Source organism: uncultured Streptococcus sp. (assembly GCF_963545685.1).
In the GTDB taxonomy this organism is placed as follows: domain Bacteria; phylum Bacillota; class Bacilli; order Lactobacillales; family Streptococcaceae; genus Streptococcus.
Genome location: NZ_CAUUKN010000016.1, coordinates 1 through 18,607 on the forward strand (window position 1 = coordinate 1; position 18,607 = coordinate 18,607).

Annotated in this window: 16 protein-coding genes, 3 tRNA genes and 1 other annotated feature; of the genes, 13 read left to right on the plus strand and 6 right to left on the minus strand. The window is 36.2% G+C overall.

The genetic code is table 11. The annotated features are described in order from the left end of the window. Window positions 1-479: YoaK family protein (locus RWZ99_RS04625; RefSeq protein ID WP_314676730.1), on the plus strand; the 479-nt coding region annotated here is incomplete at its 5' end. Window positions 480-504: 25 nt separating this feature from the next. Here the strand turns inward: RWZ99_RS04625 and RWZ99_RS04630 are convergent. Continuing rightward, window positions 505-578: transfer RNA gene (locus RWZ99_RS04630), tRNA-Arg, on the minus strand. 187 nt (window positions 579-765) lie between these two features. Between RWZ99_RS04630 and RWZ99_RS04635 the strand changes: the two genes are divergently transcribed. Further along, a tRNA-Glu gene (locus RWZ99_RS04635) sits at window positions 766-837 on the plus strand. 22 nt (window positions 838-859) lie between these two features. Further along, window positions 860-933: transfer RNA gene (locus RWZ99_RS04640), tRNA-Asn, on the plus strand. An 89-nt stretch (window positions 934-1,022) separates the two neighbouring features. Here RWZ99_RS04640 and RWZ99_RS04645 read toward each other — a convergent pair. The 3 genes from RWZ99_RS04645 to RWZ99_RS04655 all read right to left on the minus strand — a co-directional run bounded on the left by RWZ99_RS04645 (window position 1,023) and on the right by RWZ99_RS04655 (window position 6,240). Next, window positions 1,023-3,629, minus strand: a complete 2,607-nt coding sequence (locus RWZ99_RS04645; protein ID WP_314676732.1) for a YfhO family protein — start codon at window positions 3,627-3,629, stop codon at window positions 1,023-1,025. Window positions 3,630-3,678: 49 nt separating this feature from the next. After that, on the minus strand, window positions 3,679-5,301 hold the full coding sequence (locus RWZ99_RS04650; protein ID WP_314676733.1) for an ATP-binding cassette domain-containing protein: 1,623 nt from the start codon (window positions 5,299-5,301) through the stop codon (window positions 3,679-3,681). A 66-nt stretch (window positions 5,302-5,367) separates the two neighbouring features. After that, the gene (locus tag RWZ99_RS04655) at window positions 5,368-6,240 is read right to left on the minus strand and encodes a YitT family protein (RefSeq protein WP_314676734.1); all 873 of its coding nucleotides are present in this window, start codon (window positions 6,238-6,240) and stop codon (window positions 5,368-5,370) included. A 140-nt stretch (window positions 6,241-6,380) separates the two neighbouring features. After that, window positions 6,381-6,624, plus strand: a binding site (T-box leader). Between the two features lie 42 nt (window positions 6,625-6,666). On the opposite strand from RWZ99_RS04655, the gene trpS reads away from it, so the two are divergent. Together trpS and guaB are read left to right on the plus strand one after the other, a co-directional pair. Next, on the plus strand, window positions 6,667-7,689 hold the full coding sequence (gene trpS, locus RWZ99_RS04660) for a tryptophan--tRNA ligase (RefSeq protein ID WP_314676735.1): 1,023 nt from the start codon (window positions 6,667-6,669) through the stop codon (window positions 7,687-7,689). A gap of 176 nt (window positions 7,690-7,865) precedes the next feature. Further along, window positions 7,866-9,347, plus strand: coding sequence for an IMP dehydrogenase (guaB, locus tag RWZ99_RS04665; RefSeq protein ID WP_314676737.1), 1,482 nt, complete (start codon window positions 7,866-7,868; stop codon window positions 9,345-9,347). Between the two features lie 210 nt (window positions 9,348-9,557). On the opposite strand, the gene recF is transcribed toward guaB, so the two are convergent. Together recF and yaaA are read right to left on the minus strand one after the other, a co-directional pair. Beyond that, window positions 9,558-10,658 (minus strand): DNA replication/repair protein RecF, encoded by a 1,101-nt coding sequence (gene recF, locus RWZ99_RS04670; protein ID WP_314676738.1) that lies wholly within the window; start codon window positions 10,656-10,658, stop codon window positions 9,558-9,560. A gap of 2 nt (window positions 10,659-10,660) precedes the next feature. After that, the gene (yaaA, locus tag RWZ99_RS04675; RefSeq protein WP_314676740.1) at window positions 10,661-11,038 is read right to left on the minus strand and encodes a S4 domain-containing protein YaaA; all 378 of its coding nucleotides are present in this window, start codon (window positions 11,036-11,038) and stop codon (window positions 10,661-10,663) included. A gap of 77 nt (window positions 11,039-11,115) precedes the next feature. On the opposite strand from yaaA, the gene yfmF reads away from it, so the two are divergent. From yfmF to RWZ99_RS04715, 8 genes are all read left to right on the plus strand, one after another. Beyond that, on the plus strand, window positions 11,116-12,366 hold the full coding sequence (gene yfmF / locus RWZ99_RS04680) for an EF-P 5-aminopentanol modification-associated protein YfmF (RefSeq protein ID WP_314676742.1): 1,251 nt from the start codon (window positions 11,116-11,118) through the stop codon (window positions 12,364-12,366). Between the two features lies 1 nt (window position 12,367). Beyond that, the gene (gene yfmH, locus RWZ99_RS04685) at window positions 12,368-13,645 is read left to right on the plus strand and encodes an EF-P 5-aminopentanol modification-associated protein YfmH (RefSeq protein WP_314676744.1); all 1,278 of its coding nucleotides are present in this window, start codon (window positions 12,368-12,370) and stop codon (window positions 13,643-13,645) included. A 58-nt stretch (window positions 13,646-13,703) separates the two neighbouring features. Further along, window positions 13,704-14,561, plus strand: coding sequence for a helix-turn-helix domain-containing protein (locus RWZ99_RS04690; RefSeq protein WP_314676746.1), 858 nt, complete (start codon window positions 13,704-13,706; stop codon window positions 14,559-14,561). A gap of 12 nt (window positions 14,562-14,573) precedes the next feature. Then, window positions 14,574-15,116, plus strand: coding sequence for a CDP-diacylglycerol--glycerol-3-phosphate 3-phosphatidyltransferase (gene pgsA, locus RWZ99_RS04695; protein ID WP_314676748.1), 543 nt, complete (start codon window positions 14,574-14,576; stop codon window positions 15,114-15,116). Window positions 15,117-15,128: 12 nt separating this feature from the next. Continuing rightward, complete coding sequence (locus RWZ99_RS04700; protein ID WP_314676749.1) at window positions 15,129-15,959, plus strand: energy-coupling factor ABC transporter ATP-binding protein; 831 nt, start codon at window positions 15,129-15,131, stop codon at window positions 15,957-15,959. Then, complete coding sequence (locus tag RWZ99_RS04705; RefSeq protein ID WP_314676751.1) at window positions 15,935-16,777, plus strand: energy-coupling factor transporter ATPase; 843 nt, start codon at window positions 15,935-15,937, stop codon at window positions 16,775-16,777. Before RWZ99_RS04700 ends, RWZ99_RS04705 begins: the two co-directional genes overlap by 25 nt. Beyond that, the gene (locus tag RWZ99_RS04710; RefSeq protein WP_314676753.1) at window positions 16,770-17,564 is read left to right on the plus strand and encodes an energy-coupling factor transporter transmembrane protein EcfT; all 795 of its coding nucleotides are present in this window, start codon (window positions 16,770-16,772) and stop codon (window positions 17,562-17,564) included. Before RWZ99_RS04705 ends, RWZ99_RS04710 begins: the two co-directional genes overlap by 8 nt. Before the next feature lie 295 nt (window positions 17,565-17,859). After that, complete coding sequence (locus RWZ99_RS04715) at window positions 17,860-18,450, plus strand: LysM peptidoglycan-binding domain-containing protein (RefSeq protein ID WP_314676754.1); 591 nt, start codon at window positions 17,860-17,862, stop codon at window positions 18,448-18,450. The last annotated feature ends 157 nt before the right edge of the window (window positions 18,451-18,607 follow it).

The following is an 18,607-nucleotide window of genomic DNA, read 5'->3' on the forward strand; positions in this document are numbered from 1 at the left end:
CTATTTTTTTCTTTGTTTTAGGTCAGTTTTTTGTTTTTTTTGTTAAGAAGTGGCTTATTAACCATAAATGGAGATGGCATTTACAAGCAATCAGGCTTGCCTTTCTATTAATGACTATTCTTGCAATTATCACCCCTTATGTTGATTCCACTATTACTATTGCAGGATTGGCCTTCTTTGCCTCTCTCCAAGTAGGTATTTTTAAGCGGGTCAGAGGAGTAAATTATGCCTCCTTCATGATGACTGGTAATATCACTAATACTTCCCTAACAGTTGCAAGAGCTATCGATGAGAGTGATCCTAAATTACTAAAACAAGCTTCTTACACTACTATTATCATCTTTACCTTTATGGTGGGAGTTGCAGCATCAACTTGGTTTGCCCAATATTTACATGAGTACAGTCTGTATACAATTTTGCTCCCCTTGTTTATTTTAAATTATTTTCTATTTATCGAAGCCAAAGAAAAACGCAACTAGAGATTCTAGATTGCGTTTTTTCATCTGATCCCAGCAGGATTCGAACCTGCGACCGTTCGCTTAGAAGGCGAATGCTCTATCCAGCTGAGCTATGGGACCAATAACTCTATTAGTTTACAAAATATATAGCAACATGTCAATACTTTGTAAAAGCTAGATAAAAACTAACGTAAAATTCGAATAAATTCAGCAAAATTTAATGTTTTTTTTGGAAAAAAAGTATGGACAAAATCGAATACTCTGATATAATAATAAGAGTGTTAACGAGATAAAAATCTCAAAACTTGGTCCGTTGGTCAAGGGGTTAAGACACCGCCTTTTCACGGCGGTAACACGGGTTCGAATCCCGTACGGACTATTTTTGCTACTTAGCAGTTTTATCCGCCATAGCTCAGTTGGTAGTAGCGCATGACTGTTAATCATGATGTCGTAGGTTCGAGTCCTACTGGCGGAGTGATAAGACACCTCAAGTTGTATAGCTTGAGTTTTTTTGTACCCGAAATACAAAAGGTCTAGAACGAATGCTCTAGACCTTTTGTTTTTTTATTTAGGACGAGTATCTTTTTGAGTAATTGTTTTTTTATTGATGAAGTAAGCATAGCAACAAAATGTTCCAAATGCCAAGCAACTAATAACCAAGCCAATCTTAAGGCCATAGGGAATAAAGGTAAGTACAACTTTTCCTTTACCACTAGGGACATCAACCTTCATGAAACCCTTTTGAGCTCGATGAATCTTAACTTTTTTATTATTTACTGTTGCTGTCCACCCCTTATCGTATGGAATGGTGAAAAATAACGAGGCATTCTTATTGCTACTATAATCAGTAAATACTTTATTTTTTGATGTAGTAACCTTGCTATCACGTTCATTAATAGTATCCATAGCAAGCTTGTAGTTTTGAGTATCAAGGGCATAAAAACTAGGATTATCAAAGGATATTGCTTTATTTCCGGGGAAATTTAGCTTGATGGTGACTGTTTCTTCTGTTTCAAAATAGCCAAGATCGAAGAAATCAAAAGTATTGTCAGTAACTTGAGTCCTTGTCACTCCATTTACAGTAGTTGACAGGGAGTGATTGTTGTCATCAGACCAAGAAATATTAGGTATACTAACATAGAGTTGACTATGTGGTGGAGCAATGACTTGATAAGTGATAGTAGCAAAATCGTTATTCGAGTTGCTAACATTTTTAGCCACGCGCTGATTCAAAGATTTAGCCTCATTATCAGAAAGTTGGGACGAAGCCCGTTTAAAGTATGTTAAGTTAAGTCCAGCTAGAGCATTTATCAAGCTAGTTTGGTTGTCAAGTGTATTGACAGTAAAGTCAACATCAGTGTAAACCCCATCAGTTAAGATAGCAAGCTGGCTAGCATTATCATTTTGGTAAAGTCTTACTGCCTTCTCAGAAGCTATGTAATTAAATCCATACTTATTCAGGTCAAAGTTCGATAAATTATATTTTACTCCGAAGAGGCTATCAGCAATAAGTGTATTATTTTGGTAACGGAGGTTTAAATTAGTTCCTTCAGATTTGAACCCCAACCTGTCTAGTGTTGAGCTTGAAGCAGTATTTCGAATGGATGAAAATTGAGAAATACCATTATAATTGAATTTCATACTGTCGTTACCAGTTTGAGCCTCAAGTGTCTCCGTACGGAAAAAATACTTATTAGTCAGCTTCGTATCTGAAACCAATTTTGAAATTGCCGACATATTCCGTAGGTAGCCTTCACGAGTTGGAAAAATCCACTCATTTCCAAGAGCTCCAACAACATAGTAAGTACTTAGTCCAAGCTCAAAAATGCAGAATAAGAAGGTGAAATAGCGAAAAACACTCCTAGGAATCTGCTGTTTAAAATAGCTAATAAATAGAATGGCATAGGCTAATAGAAATGCTATGCTTAATAGCCAGGAAACTGGTTCAATGAAACTATAATGAGACCGAAATATCCAAGTTAGTAAGTAAGCAGCACTCAATCCTATGAAAGGTAAGAGTAGTCTTTTTAGAGAAAACTTTTTAATTCTGTTGAGAGTTTCTCCTGCCAAAAGAACAATTAGGAGAGAAAGAAGCCAAGAATAGCGATGGAGAAACATGTTAGGTGCATGCATGCCTTGCCAAAACAAATCAAGAGGTTGTAAGTTGAAACTAGCAATAAAGAAAGCTAATAACAAGAAGTAGCCTAAACGTAGTGATAGCTTGATTTCCTTACTAATAAAGAAAAGTAGAAAAAGAATCAAAGGTAAGAGTCCGACATAAATCATAGGGATTGATCCAAATTTAGTAGTATCGTAAACTCCGACCAGATTTTTGGCAAAGAAATCAAAATAGTATGTGGATTCTGTCAATAAACTTGACGCAGCTGTAAACTTCTCACCATGTGTAGTTAAATCAAGGAGTGTTGGAAGTAGCATGATAGTGCTACTTAGACCAGCAAGTATAGAGACAATTCCAAAGTCTATAAAATGAAGGATTTTGCTCTTCCATCCCGTGATAGTTATTAGTTGTATAATAGTGTAAAGGGTTAAAAAGATAGACATCATATATCCAAAATAGTAGTTTTGGATAAAAAGACAGGTTAGACTCAAAAAGTATAGCCCACGTTTATTGAATCTTAGTAAAAGGTGTAACCCTAATATGATTAAAGGTGCTAAAATAAAGGCATCTAGCCAAGTATTAATTTCTAACTGACTGGTAGCAAAGCTCATCAAAGAAAATCCTGTAGAAAGACATAAGATGAAACTTCTTGAGACTTTTGTAAAGAGATGCTTAAAACTGAAGGCTCCTGACAGACCAATAAGTCCGAACTTAAGCAGTGTTATGTAATAAAAAGCATCTGCCATTTGGTTGACGGTAAAGAAATAGTAGAGTGGAGACAAGAAGGAACCTAAGTAATAGCTTGTTAGGGCATAGAAATTAAGCCCTAATCCACTTGTAAAGGTGTAAAAGAGGCTCCCATCTCCATGAAGTATATTTCTCAGTTCGGTTGCAAATATCACATACTGATGAAAACCATCACTTGTTAAAATAGTTCTCTCACTACCAGGATAGATTTTTTGGCTGTATAATACACCTATCATGATTAGTACTGGCAAGAAAAAAGCAGCCAGATAGAATAATAAGGTCGTATAGTATTTTTTATTTGTCATAATGATATTAAGACAGGTTGGGATATCCCAACCTGCATCTTTTTAAAGTTTAATCAGCCCATAGTGCTTTGACTTTAGCTTGAACTTCTTCATTTTCAAGGAACTCATCATAAGTTTCATCGATACGGTCAATAACACCATTTTTAGAAACAACTACGATGTGGTTCGCTATCGTTTGGATAAATTCGTGGTCATGGCTGGCAAAGATAACAGACTCTTTGAAGTCACGGACGCCATCATTCAGACTTGAAATTGACTCCAAATCCAAGTGATTAGTTGGATCATCTAGAAGGAGGACGTTAGATTTCAGAAGCATGAGTTTAGAAAGCATGACACGTACTTTTTCTCCCCCTGAGAGGACGCTAACAGACTTCTTAACCTCATCTCCTGAGAAGAGCATACGCCCAAGGAATCCACGCAAGAAGGTATCATCGTCTTCCCCTTTTTCAGCAAACTGACGAAGCCATTCAAGGATTGATTCACCGGATGCAAAGTCTTTAGAATTGTCTTTTGGAAGGTAAGAACGGCTAGTTGTAACACCCCATTTGATTGTCCCTTCATAGTCGATATCATCAGCTAGGGCACGAATTAAAGCAGTGGTTTGAATATCGTTTTGACCGATAATAGCTGTCTTATCCCCTGGACGTAGGATGAAACTAATGTTATCAAGAATGGTTTCACCATCCATCTTAACAGTGAGATTTTCAACTGTCAGAAGATCATTACCGATTTCACGTTCTGCTTTGAAGTTGATAAACGGATATTTACGGCTTGATGGGACGATTTCTTCTAGCTCAATTTTATCAAGCATTTTCTTACGAGAAGTCGCTTGTTTAGATTTTGAAGCGTTGGCAGAGAAACGTGCAACGAACTCTTGAAGTTCTTTGATTTTTTCTTCTGCTTTGGCATTGCGGTCAGCTTGCAAGCGTGCAGCCAATTCTGAAGATTGTTTCCAGAAATCATAGTTACCAACATAGAGTTTGATTTTACCAAAGTCAAGGTCGGCCATATGCGTACAAACCTTGTTCAAGAAGTGACGGTCATGGGATACGACAATTACAGTATTTTCAAAATCAATCAAGAAATCTTCAAGCCAAGAGATTGACTGGATATCAAGACCGTTGGTAGGTTCGTCAAGAAGAAGTACATCAGGTTTACCAAAGAGCGCTTTTGCAAGGAGGACTTTCACCTTGTCACCATTAGATAATTCGCTCATATTTTGATAGTGAAGGTCTTCTGAAATATTTAGATTCTGGAGTAATTGTGAGGCTTCGCTTTCAGCTTCCCAACCACCTAATTCAGCAAATAGACCTTCTAATTCAGCAGCACGAACACCATCCTCATCTGAAAAATCTTCCTTCATGTAGATGGCGTCTTTTTCTTTCATAATGTCGTAGAGTCGTTCATTTCCCATGATAACAACATCAATGACGCGTTCATCTTCATAGTCAAAGTGGTTCTGACGAAGAACAGAAAGACGCTCATCAGGACCAAGAGAGATATGTCCTGTTGTTGGTTCGATATCACCAGCTAAAATTTTCAAAAAAGTAGATTTCCCAGCACCATTAGCACCAATAAGACCGTAAGTATTACCGGGTGTGAAGGCAATGTTAACATCATCAAAAAGTTTACGATCGCTAAAACGAAGCGATACATCCGATACAGTAAGCATATAATATCCTTTATTTTTATTCTTAAATACTATTTTACGAGAAATTAGACTTTATTTCAATCGATTTTATAAGGGATTAATAAAGTCATTTGGAACACTCTGGTAATCTTTTTGAAGGCTAAATCCACGTCCCATAACTGTAGAAGCAGGGATAATGACAATGAAGGCAGTTTCGTCTATTTTTTGGATTTCTTCTTGGACTTTTGGGACCTCATGAGTTGACAAGGTGGTCATAATCATATTTTGAGAATGTCCAGTATGCCCACCAAGAACTGGAATTTTTGTTGCACCTCGATCAGCAACATTAGTGATGTAGTTTAGGATTTGATTACTCTTTTGCGAAATGATTAGTAGATTCCGTGAAGAGTTGAGTCCCACCATCATTTTGTCAATTGTAAGAGAGACAACTCCAAGCGATAGAATGGAATACATTACAGTATCAGGAGGAAAGGCGATGGCACTAATGGTGACAATGATTCCATCAACTATGAGTAGGACCACTCCTAGAGGTAGAGGTGTGTATTTATTAAGAATTTGTGTGATAATCCCTGTTCCCCCAGTTGAGGAATTCCCATAAAAGACTATTCCTAGTCCTAATCCTAGTACAATTCCACCAAAAATCGCTGCTAACAAAGGTTGTTTGGTAAGCGTAGGTAAACCTTCGGTTAATTTAATAAAAGTCGGGAAAATTAGAGATCCATAGAAAGTTTTTAGGAGAACTTCGCGGCCAAGGAAGCACCAACATAAAATTAACAAAGGGATAGTTGTTGCTAAGACAAAATTAGCATTATTCCAACCAAAAAGAGCATTTAAACTAATGGCTAGCCCTCCGACACCACCTGAAGCAATATTATTCTTAACTAAAAGTGAGTTATAACCAACTGCAGCTATAAAAGAACCGATTGTAACTAAAAGTATGTCTATTATTCGACGTTTCATATATTATCTCCCAGATATGATATTCCTATTATCAAGTCTTTTTTAGTATCCGTCAAGTAATGACTATTTTGATTGTTTAGAAGGTTATGTTTCACGTGAAACTAGAAACATAACCTTGACAAAAATAGATAAAACAATGTAGAATAATAGTCATCAGAAGAGTAATTCTTTCTTTCTTTTTAGAGAGCTGGTGGTAGGTGTAAACCAGTATGAGGGTAGAATGAATGGGCTGAAGAAATTTGACGATTAACGTGAACACATAAACGTTAGGTTTGGCACCCCTTACCGTGCAACTTCTTTGTTGAGAAGTTTTGAGATGATAGCTTTACAAAGAGTTATCAACTGAGGTGGTACCGCGTATCAAAAGTGATTAACGCCCTCACGCATATTTTTGCGTGGGGATTTTTTTATTAGAGAGGTAATTATATGACGAAACCGATTATTTTAACGGGAGACCGTCCAACAGGAAAACTCCATCTTGGACATTATGTGGGTAGTCTAAAGAATCGTGTACTGTTACAAAATGAAGATAAATACAAGATGTTTGTATTTTTAGCTGACCAGCAAGCCCTTACTGATCACGCGAAAGAGTCAGAAATCATCAAAGAATCGATTGGGAATGTTGCTTTAGATTATCTTTCTGTAGGTTTGGATCCAGCGAAGTCGACTATTTTCATTCAAAGTCAGATTCCTGAGTTAGCTGAGTTGACTATGTATTACATGAACCTAGTTTCATTGGCACGTTTAGAGCGTAATCCAACAGTTAAGACAGAAATTGCTCAAAAAGGCTTTGGAGAATCTATTCCAACAGGTTTTCTAGTTTATCCAATTTCTCAGGCAGCTGATATCACGGCATTTAAAGCAAATTATGTTCCTGTAGGGAATGACCAAAAGCCAATGATTGAGCAGACACGTGAAATTGTACGTAGTTTTAATCATACTTACAACTGCAATATTTTGGTTGAACCAGAGGGAATATACCCCGAAAATGAAGCTGCAGGACGCCTCCCGGGTCTAGATGGTAATGCTAAGATGTCTAAATCCTTGGGAAATGGAATCTTCCTTTCAGATGATGAGGATACTGTTCGTAAAAAAGTCATGAGCATGTATACTGATCCAAATCATATTCGTGTGGAAGATCCAGGCCAAATCGAAGGTAATATGGTTTTCCATTATCTTGATATCTTTGGTCGCGAAGAGGATGCTGTTACAATTGCTGAAATGAAGGAACATTATCAGCGCGGTGGTTTGGGAGATGTGAAAACAAAACGTTATCTTCTAGAAATTTTAGAACGTGAGTTGAATCCAATTCGTGAACGTCGTTTAGAGTATGCCAAGGATATGGGGGAAGTTTTCCGTATGCTTGAAAATGGTAGTCAAGCTGCGCGCGAGGTTGCTGGACAAACATTAGCAGAAGTAAAAGAAGCGATGGGAATTAAATATTTCTAAGATATAAAAATAGGGACTCAAGATCATCTGGGGCCCTATTTTATTTGGAAAAAGGTTTTCTTATAATCTTATGCGAAATCTGTTGACAAATCTGTTTAGCATGATATGATATTATCAATTAAAAAATAGACTGGGGTTTTTGTACCTCAAAACTTTGAGAAAAGAGGACGATTATAATGTCAAATTGGAACACTAAATTCTTGAAAAAAGGTTACACTTTTGATGATGTATTGCTTATTCCTGCGGAAAGTCATGTTCTACCAAACAACGTCAACTTGAAGACGAAATTGGCTAAAAATTTGACATTAAATATCCCAATAATCACTGCAGCCATGGATACGGTAACAGATAGTAAGATGGCTATCTCAATTGCTCGTGCAGGTGGCTTGGGTGTTATTCACAAAAATATGTCTATTGCGGAACAAGCTGAAGAAGTTCGCAAAGTAAAACGCTCTGAAAATGGTGTAATCATTGATCCATTCTTCTTAACACCAGAACATAAAGTTGCTGAAGCTGAAGAATTGATGCAACGCTATCGTATCTCAGGTGTTCCAATCGTTGAGACACTTGAAAATCGTAAATTGGTTGGTATTATCACAAACCGTGATATGCGCTTTATCTCTAATTACGAGACACCAATTTCAGAACATATGACTTCTGAGAAATTGGTCACTGCTCCAGTTGGAACAGATCTTGAAACTGCTGAAAGCATTCTTCATGAGCATCGCATTGAAAAGTTGCCTTTAGTTGATGAAGATGGTCGTTTGTCAGGTCTCATTACTATTAAGGATATCGAAAAAGTCATTGAGTTTCCTAATGCAGCTAAGGATGAATTTGGTCGTCTTTTGGTGGCAGGTGCTGTAGGGGTTACTTCTGATACTTTTGAACGTGCAGAAGCTCTCTTTGAAGCAGGTGCAGACGCTATTGTTATTGATACAGCGCATGGTCACTCAGCAGGTGTTCTTCGCAAAATTTCTGAAATTCGTGCTCACTTCCCAGACCGTACTTTGATTGCAGGAAATATTGCAACGGCTGAAGGTGCGCGTGCGCTTTATGAAGCAGGTGTTGATGTCGTTAAAGTAGGTATCGGACCAGGTTCTATTTGTACAACACGTGTGGTTGCGGGTGTAGGTGTACCTCAAGTGACTGCTATTTACGATGCTGCTAGTGTTGCGCGCGAATACGGAAAAACAATTATTGCTGATGGAGGTATCAAATACTCAGGTGATATTGTAAAAGCTCTTGCAGCAGGTGGTAATGCTGTAATGCTTGGTTCTATGTTTGCCGGTACTGATGAAGCACCAGGTGAAACTGAGATTTTCCAAGGTCGTAAATATAAGTCTTACCGTGGTATGGGATCAATTGCAGCTATGAAGAAAGGATCAAGTGATCGTTATTTCCAAGGCGCTGTGAACGAAGCTAATAAACTAGTTCCAGAAGGAATTGAAGGACGTGTAGCTTATAAAGGTTCTGCTGCTGATATCGTATTCCAATTGATTGGAGGCATCCGCGCAGGTATGGGTTATACAGGGGCGGAAGATATCAAAGATTTACATGACAAAGCACAGTTTGTTGAAATGTCAGGTGCAGGACTTATTGAAAGTCACCCTCATGATGTTCAAATTACAAACGAGGCACCTAACTATTCAGCTCATTAAAAGACACAAAAGTACTTACCAGGCGGCAAGTACTTTTCTTTACATCAAAATTTATAATAGGTTTACAACACGTTTACGCAAATAAAGTTGTTGGTACAGGGTTTAATGGGACTGGTTTACAAGATGTTTAACATTAATTGCCACATGTGTCAACTTCACAAAAAAAACAAAAGTTAGATTTTTTCTGTCTAACTTTTGGGGTGTAGGTCATTAATCGACTTGCTTTTCATAAATAGTACCATTCTTAACTAAGAAGGTCTTTAAATTGGGTGGTAGGTTGCTAAGATGATTGAGTGAGGTTGTTGTCATGAAAGTTTGAACCTCTTCATCAATACTTTCTAGTAATTTAAGTTGACGGTGATTGTCAAGCTCACTCATGACATCATCAAGGAGAAGAACAGGAAAATCCCCTGTCACTTTTTTAATCAGAGCAATCTCAGCCATTTTTAATGAAAGAATAAGGCTACGTTGCTGCCCCTGACTACCGAAAGATGCGTTCATGTCATTAATGTAAAATGTTAAATCATCCCTATGTGGACCAACACCGGTATTCTTTTTGAAGATATCTCTTTTGTGATTTTGGTTTAATGTAGTTAAAAATGATTCTCGAATATCTTTACTATTTTGTATTGGGATATTAGATTCGTAGGAGATTTTAAGACGCTCAATCTGATTTGAGAGATTACTATGATGTCTATCAGCTTCCTCTTCTAATTGCTTGATAAATTCTAGTCTATGTTTAATAACTCGTGTTCCAAAATCAGCAAGTTGCTCATCTAAAACTGAGAGGAAATTAATGTCTACCTTGTCAGTAGATTTGAGATAAGCATTACGTTGCTTAAGAACATGATTGTAACTTGATAGGTCTGAGAGGTAAACAGGCTTAATCTGTCCTAAATCAATATCTATAAATTTACGTCTTAGGCTTGGAGACCCTTTTACAAGTTGTAAATCCTCAGGAGCAAAGAGTACCACCGTCATGTGACCTATATAATCAGATAATTTTGCTTGCTTGAGGTGGTTGACCTTTGTAACTCGTCCTTTATTAGATAAGTTGATTTCCAGAGGTAGCTTTCCACTATGACGATGCACGATGCCGTTTAGTTTAAGATTATTTTGCTGAAATTGAATTAGTTCCTTGTCTGAACGGGTCCGATGACTACGTGTTAATGCTAGAAAATAGATAGCTTCAAGAATATTTGTTTTTCCTTGGGCATTGCGTCCAAGAAAAATATTGAGATGGGGTGAAAAGCTCACAGAGACTTCAGAATAATTTCTAAAGTGTTGAATATCAATTTTTTCAAGCCACATGGTTAGATTCCTGGGAAACGGACAGGTTTCCTTTTTGTTTTATTACTTTCTTTTGTTTGGCGTTTTTTTTGTTTCTTTTTGTTATCTTGATTCATTTTTTTAACAATAGCAGAAACACGTGCTTTCTCAGCGACTTCTTTTTTATGTTTTTCAATTTCATCTTGTGTAGGAACTACCATAGTAATTTCAAGCTCTTCAGACGGTATGGTAATAACATCTCCATAACGAAGTTTTTTTCCACGACGTTTTTCATCCTCACCGTTGAATAAAACAACATTGTTAGCTAAAAAACCTTTAATAGCTCCACCACTGTGAATGATGCTTAATTCTTTTAAAAGTGCCTGCAGTGTGATGTATTCATCAAATAATTTATATTCCATAGAACCTCAACTTTCTCTTGAGATAAGATAGCATAAAAATGGTATAATTGAAAGCATAAACTTTTTAGAGGTTATCAATGAAAATTGCTGATGGTGTATATGTACACTTCATTCCAACACAAAAATATAAAACTAACCGTATTGTTTTTCGAATGACGGGTTCTTTGAATAAACAAACAATTGCTAAACGGGCTCTAGTTTCACAAATGTTAGCTACAGCTAATCAAACATATCCAACAGTACAGTCTTTCAAAGAGAGATTAGCTTCACTTTATGGGACACAGTTGTCAACCAGAGTGTCAACGAAAGGGTTGACACATAGTGTTGACATTGAGTTGACATACCTAAAAGACTCCTTTATTCCAATGAATACAGGTTTATTTTGGGAAGTCTTAGATTTTTTGAAGGATTGTCTTTACAAGCCATTGTCAAGAGTAGCTCAATACCAAAATAAAGTATTTGATATAGAAAGACAAAATTTAATGACCTACCTGGATGTCGATACAGAGAATAATTATTACTATAGTGAAGTTCAGGGACGAGAGCTTTACTTTGTAAACGAGGCCTTGAAAGTTCCCAAGTATGGGCGAGTAGAACTTGTTGAAGCGGAAACATCGTATACAGCTTATCAAGAATTTCAAAGCATGTTGACTAGAGATCGAATTGATATCTTTATGGTTGGGGAATTTGATGACTATCAGGTACTTCAAGGTTTACACCGCTTTCCTTTAGAAGGACGTCAAGTTGATTTACAGTTTAGTTATAATCAACCTTATTCCAAAGTTGTGAAAGAAAAGATAGAGGCTAGGCAGAGTAGTCAATCTATTTTACAGTTAGGTTATCAATTTCCTTGTCAATATGGAGATAAAGATTATTTTGCTTTAATTGTTTTCAATGCCATGTTTGGTGAATTTGCTCATTCAGCTTTATTTACAAAGATTCGAGAAAAAGAAGGACTGGCTTATTCAATTAGTAGTCAATTTGATGTCTTTACAGGTTTACTAGAAGTTTACGCTGGAATTGAAAAATCTAATAGAAATCAAGCTATGCGAGGGATTAGCAGAGAGTTGAATCATATTAAATTAGGACGTTTTTCAAGCTCCCTTTTGAAACAAACAAAAAAAATTATACGAATGAATGCTCTTCTCTCTGAGGATCATGCATTAACACTAGTAGAACAACATTTTAATAAGGTTATTTTTGGCGATAAAAGTATCTCATTAGAGGATTGGTTAGATAAAATCGAGAAAGTTACTAAAAAAGATGTTTGCCGTGTAGCACGTCAAGTCAAGCTACAGAGTTTGTTCTTTTTAGAAGGAGTATCTTAAAATGGCTGCTTTGAAAAAACGTTATTATCCAAAGCTTGCTGAGGAAGTTTATTCAGCAACTTTAGATAATGGTATGTCTTTATCTATTATCAAGAAAAAAGGATTCATTGAAAAAGCCGCCTTTTTGTCTACAAATTTTGGATCGCTAGATAATCACTTTTATATTGATGGTAAGTTGCAGACATACCCTGCTGGTATTGCTCATTTTCTTGAACACAAGTTATTTGAGGATGATCAGGGAAGGGATGTTACATTGGACTTTGTAAGGCTTGGGGCTGATGTTAATGCTTTTACAACCTTGGATAGGACAACATACTATTTTTCAACAATTGATCACTTTGAGGAGTCACTGGAGCTTTTGATGAAGTTTACAACTGAGTTTACAAGTTCCGAAGATGCTGTCAACCATGAAAAAAGAATCATTGAACAAGAAATAAACATGTATCAGGATGACCCTGATTATAGAGTTTATTTAGGGTGTTTACAAAGTTTGTATCCCAATACTATCTTAGGGCAAGATATTGCTGGAAGCATTGATAGCATTGGAAAAATTACTGAAAAAGATTTGAAAAATAATTTTAATTATTTTTATAGACCAGAGAACTGTCATCTTGTCTTAATAGGCGATTTTGATATTGAGCGAATTTACAGTTTTGTAAAGGAAAAGCAAAGTAAGTTTACAACAAATCATAAAATAGTCGAAAAAGAAAAGCAACCCATTGAATCGGATATCCAAAAGTTAGATAGTCTTCAAATGGACATCTCGATTTCAAAACTAGCCATTGGTTTTAAGAACGTTCATTTTTCCGATAATCGTATGAGAGAGAGCTTATTGGTACAATTGTTATTTAATTTATTGTTTGGATGGACATCTCCTTATTATCAAAGTTGGTATGCAGAAGGAAAAATAGATGAGTCTGTATCAATTGAATATGAGGTATCTAGCAGATATTCATTTGTTATTATGACTATGGACACTGCAGAACCCATCCGTATGTCAAGTTTAATTCGTCAAGTGATGACGTCAGCAGATAAACAAAGATTGTTGACAGAAGAAGCATTGGATTTACAAAAGAAAGCTTTGTATGGTGAATTTTTACGTAGTTTAGACAATATTCAGAATTTAGGTAGCCAGTATTTAGCTTATTCAGATGAGGGCAAAACATACTTTGATTTTGGTCAGGAATTGATGAGTATTACTTCTAAGGATTTGAAGGATTTTCTAAAACACTATCTCTCAAATATGGTGATTACCGATTTTGTTGTCTTCCCTAAATAAGTAATTATTTGCTATAATATAAACATTAAAACAAAGAAGAATATTAGAAAGGGGAAAAATGAAGCGATACTCTCTTGGTGAGCAATTACGTGCAGCGCGAATAAAAAAAGAATTAAGTCTATATGATGTAGAAAAAATTTCTGGGGTTGAAGCTCAGTATCTTCTAGCTATGGAAATGGATCAACTTAAAGCTTTACCAAAGGACATTCAGCAAGAAGCACTTGAAAAGTACGCTACTTCGGTTGGTTTAGATGGAAAACGTCTGTACGAAGAGCAGAAAAAGAATGAGCAAAAAGTTAAAGAAGAAAAGAAACGAGCTGAACGTAAGGAAGATATTTTAGATACTAAAACGCCTATGTCACGTTTTTCAAAACATAAACGTGAAGAAAAAAGAAAGTCTAACTATATCCCCTTACTAATTCTGAGTGCAGTTTCATTACTTATCATCTGTTCAGTTGGATATATTATTTTTAGGCACCTCTCTAATCAACCTCAGGTGATTAAACCCAATACGATCTCTACAGTTAATCACTTATCAATTGCAGGTGGATCTAAGTCATCTCGAAGCATTTCTGAGGTTACAGTATCGGGGGCAAATGTTGCAACGACAACTCAAGGGAATCAATTAATGGTTGATTTCTCCAATGTAAAATCTTCAGTAGTTTTAGAAGTGGAGTTATCAGAAAATAGTAGCGATACATGGTTTTCTGTAGACAACTCAGATACTTCAGAGAGTTATCATCTTTCAAAAACGAATAAATCAAAATACTCACTAGATTTTTCTGATAAAATCAAAACAACTCAAATTATTATCGCTCAATCTTCAAAAGTTACTCTAAAGGTAAATGGGGAGTCACTTGATTTATCTCAACTAGACCAAAATACACCTAGCTACCTAACATTAAGAATCCAATAGAATCGAGAAGAAATGTTTAAAAAAGAAAATTTACCTAACTTATTGACACTTGCCAGAATTGTTTTAATTCCCATCTTTTTATTGATGACATCACTTGCATCTAGTAATGTGATGCATATTGCTGCAGCAGTTGTCTTTGCTATTGCCAGTATTACAGATTATTTAGATGGTTATTTGGCACGAAAATGGCATGTTGTTACTAATTTTGGGAAATTTGCAGATCCTTTAGCAGATAAAATGTTGGTAATGTCAGCTTTTATTATGCTAGTAGGTATTAATCAAGCTCCTGCTTGGGTTGTTTCAGTTATCATCTGTCGGGAGTTGGCAGTTACAGGACTTCGTCTTTTGTTAGTCGAAAACGGTGGTACAGTTCTCGCTGCGGCTATGCCTGGTAAGATTAAGACAGTGACTCAGATGTTATCTATCATTTTATTATTGTGTCACGTACATTTTGTAGGGACAATCATGCTGTATGTTGCTTTATTCTTTACGATTTACTCAGGCTATGATTATTTCAAGGGTGCAGGTTTCTTGTTTGAGGACACCTTTAAGTAATACGATAAACCAATGATTGAAATAAAAAATTTAAAGTTTAAATATAATCAAGATCAAACCTCCTATACCCTAAATGATGTATCGTTTCACGTGAAACGTGGGGAATGGTTATCCATTGTAGGCCATAATGGATCTGGAAAATCTACGACAGCACGTCTAATTGACGGACTATTAGTGGCAGAGTCTGGGCAGATTATTATTGATGGTCAAGAATTAACAGAAGAGAATGTCTGGGATATTCGTGATAAAATTGGCATGGTTTTTCAAAATCCAGATAATCAATTTGTTGGAGCCACTGTTGAAGATGATGTTGCTTTTGGTCTTGAAAATAAGGGCCTTTCCTATGAGGAGATGGTTTCTAGAGTTCAAGAGGCATTATCTTTTGTAGGTATGACGGAGTTTAAGGACAGAGAACCAGCCAGATTATCTGGTGGTCAAAAACAACGTGTGGCTATTGCTGGGATTGTTGCGATGAGACCTTCTATTCTGATTTTGGATGAAGCAACAAGTATGCTTGATCCAGAAGGTCGTCAGGAATTAATTCAATCTATTAAGGCTATTCGTCAACAATATGGAATGACTGTTTTATCAATTACTCATGATCTCGATGAGGTTGCGATGAGCGATCGTGTTTTAGTTTTAAAAAAAGGTAAAGTGGAGTCCATTTCAAGTCCTCGTGAACTGTTTAGCAGAGGCTCAGAGTTGGTTAACTTAGGTCTTGATATCCCTTTTAGTGCATTACTAACTCAGAAACTTAGAAATCAAGGTTTGATAGATTGTGAAGACTATCTGACAGAAAAGGAATTGGTAGAACAATTATGGGAATCTCTCTCGAAAATGTAAGTTATACCTATCAAGCGGGTACTCCTTTTGAGGGGCGTGCCCTTTTTGATATGACAACTACGATAAAAGATGGTTCGTATACAGCCTTTATTGGACATACAGGGAGTGGTAAATCAACGATTATGCAGTTGCTGAATGGACTTTATTTACCAACTAGTGGTCAGGTTAAAGTTGATGATGCTATTATAACTAGTCAATCCAAGAATAAGGAAATAAAGACAATCCGTAAAAAGGTCGGTTTAGTTTTTCAATTTCCAGAAAGTCAGTTATTTGCAGAAACTGTTTTAGAAGATATTGCTTTTGGACCCCAGAATTTCGGAGTTTCTAAGAAAGAGGCTGAACAGCGTGCTCTGGAAAGTCTAAGATTAGTTGGTCTCTCAGATGAGTTGCGTGACCAGAATCCTTTTGATTTATCGGGAGGGCAGATGCGACGTGTCGCTATTGCAGGTATTCTAGCTATGCAACCAGATATTCTAGTATTGGATGAACCGACTGCTGGTCTTGATCCTCAGGGACGAAAGGAGTTAATGTCACTCTTTAAGCAGTTACATCTTTCTGGAATGACGATTGTCTTGGTTACACATTTGATGGATGACGTTGCAGATTATGCAACAGCTGTGAATGTTATGGAAAAAGGACACCTAGTATTGTCAGGAACCCCTAAAGATGTTTTCCAAAAAGTCGCTTTTCTCAAAGAAAAACAGTTAGGTGTTCCTAAAATCACAGAGTTTGCGCTACAACTACAAGAAAAAGGTTATAGCTTTGAAACTCTTCCTATTACAATAGAGGAATTTGTAGAGGTGTTGGTTCATGGATAAGTTAATTATTGGACGTTATATTGTTGGTGATTCTTTCATACACCGATTAGATCCTAGAAGTAAATTATTAGCCATGCTAATTTATATTGTCATCATTTTTTGGGCTAATAATCCTGTAACTTATGCTGTGATAACTCTATTTACACTTTTCTTGGTTTTCTTGTCTAAAATTAAGCTTGGTTTCTTTTTGGGTGGTATTAAACCGATGATTTGGATTATATTATTCTCTACCTTGTTTCAAGTTTTCTTCAATACAAGAGGGAATGTGCTTTGGTCCATTGGCTTTTTTAAGATTACGGAAGTTGGTTTAAATCAAGGTTGGATGATATTCCTTAGGTTTATTCTCATTATTAGTTTTTCCACCTTACTTACTCTAACAACTACGCCGTTAAGTTTATCTGATGCAGTAGAGTCACTTTTAAAACCGCTGACTATTTTTAAAGTACCAGCACATGAAATTGGTCTAATGTTATCTTTGAGTTTACGTTTTGTACCAACCTTGATGGACGATACAACGCGTATTATGAATGCTCAGAAGGCGCGTGGTGTTGATTTTGGTGAAGGAAATATTATTCAAAAGGTTCGGTCAATTATACCAATCTTAATTCCTTTGTTTGCATCTAGCTTTAAACGAGCAGATGCTCTGGCTATTGCTATGGAAGCGCGAGGTTATCAAGGTGGTGAGGGACGAACAAAATATCGTCGACTTTTATGGAACGGTCGAGATACTTTGTCAATTACTGCTATTTTAGCTTTGGGGTTAATACTTTTTTATCTTAAGAGCTAATTCGTAAAAATGAATAAAAACTAGGTCTTAAGACCTAGAAGTATTTGAAGAACGTCTATTTAGGCGTTCTTTTTCGTCTAATCCCAACCTACCTGTAATATTTTTAATATCCTTAACAAGAGGATGTTATATTTGCACGGTATTATAGATACATGGTTATAGTTCTTCGGCTTAATCTGGATAAAAAATCCCTATAGAGAATAAGCCAGTTGATTAACCTATTGGTCATAAATAAAATAATTTAATATCTTTGACTAGTATGGATTGGACTATAAATAGATAAAGGAGCATCATCATGCAAACAAAGAATACATCTAACACTAAAAAATTAGGTCTTTTTGGACTTGTTACAGTGGCAACACTTGGAGCAACAGCTTTAGCTAATGCGGAAACTTACACAGTTCAAAAAGGAGATACCCTTTCAGCTATTGCTAAGAAGAATGGTACGACAGTGGACGAAATCGTTTCAAAAAATGGCATTCAAGATGCTAATAAGATTTCTATTGGTCAAAACTTAACGATTAATGAAACCACTGAAGAGCCAACAGAGACACCTGCTTCAGTAGAACCATCAACTGCAACAGAAACTGTTTCTGAATCAGCAACATCAACAGATTCTACACAAAGTGAAAGTAACCAAACGACCGACACAAATCTTTCTTCTTCAGAGGCAGCTGCTAAGGAAGAAATCGCTCAACGTGAGTCAAGTGGTAGCTACACAGCTCAAAATGGACAATATTATGGACGTTATCAATTATCTTCATCATATTTGAATGGTGATTTGTCTCCTGAGAACCAAGAAAAAGTAGCAGATAATTATGTAGCAAGTCGTTATGGTTCATGGACAGCAGCTCTTGCTTTCTGGAACGCCAATGGCTGGTACTAAAATTTTGTTATTGAATTATGAGAGAATAAAGTAGAAACTCATACAAATAAGAGAAAAATGCCAGATTTTTGGTGTTTTTTTATTGAAATGATAAATTATTGTAATATTAGACATAATACGAATAATCGGCAGTAATATTACTAGGTTATGATGAATA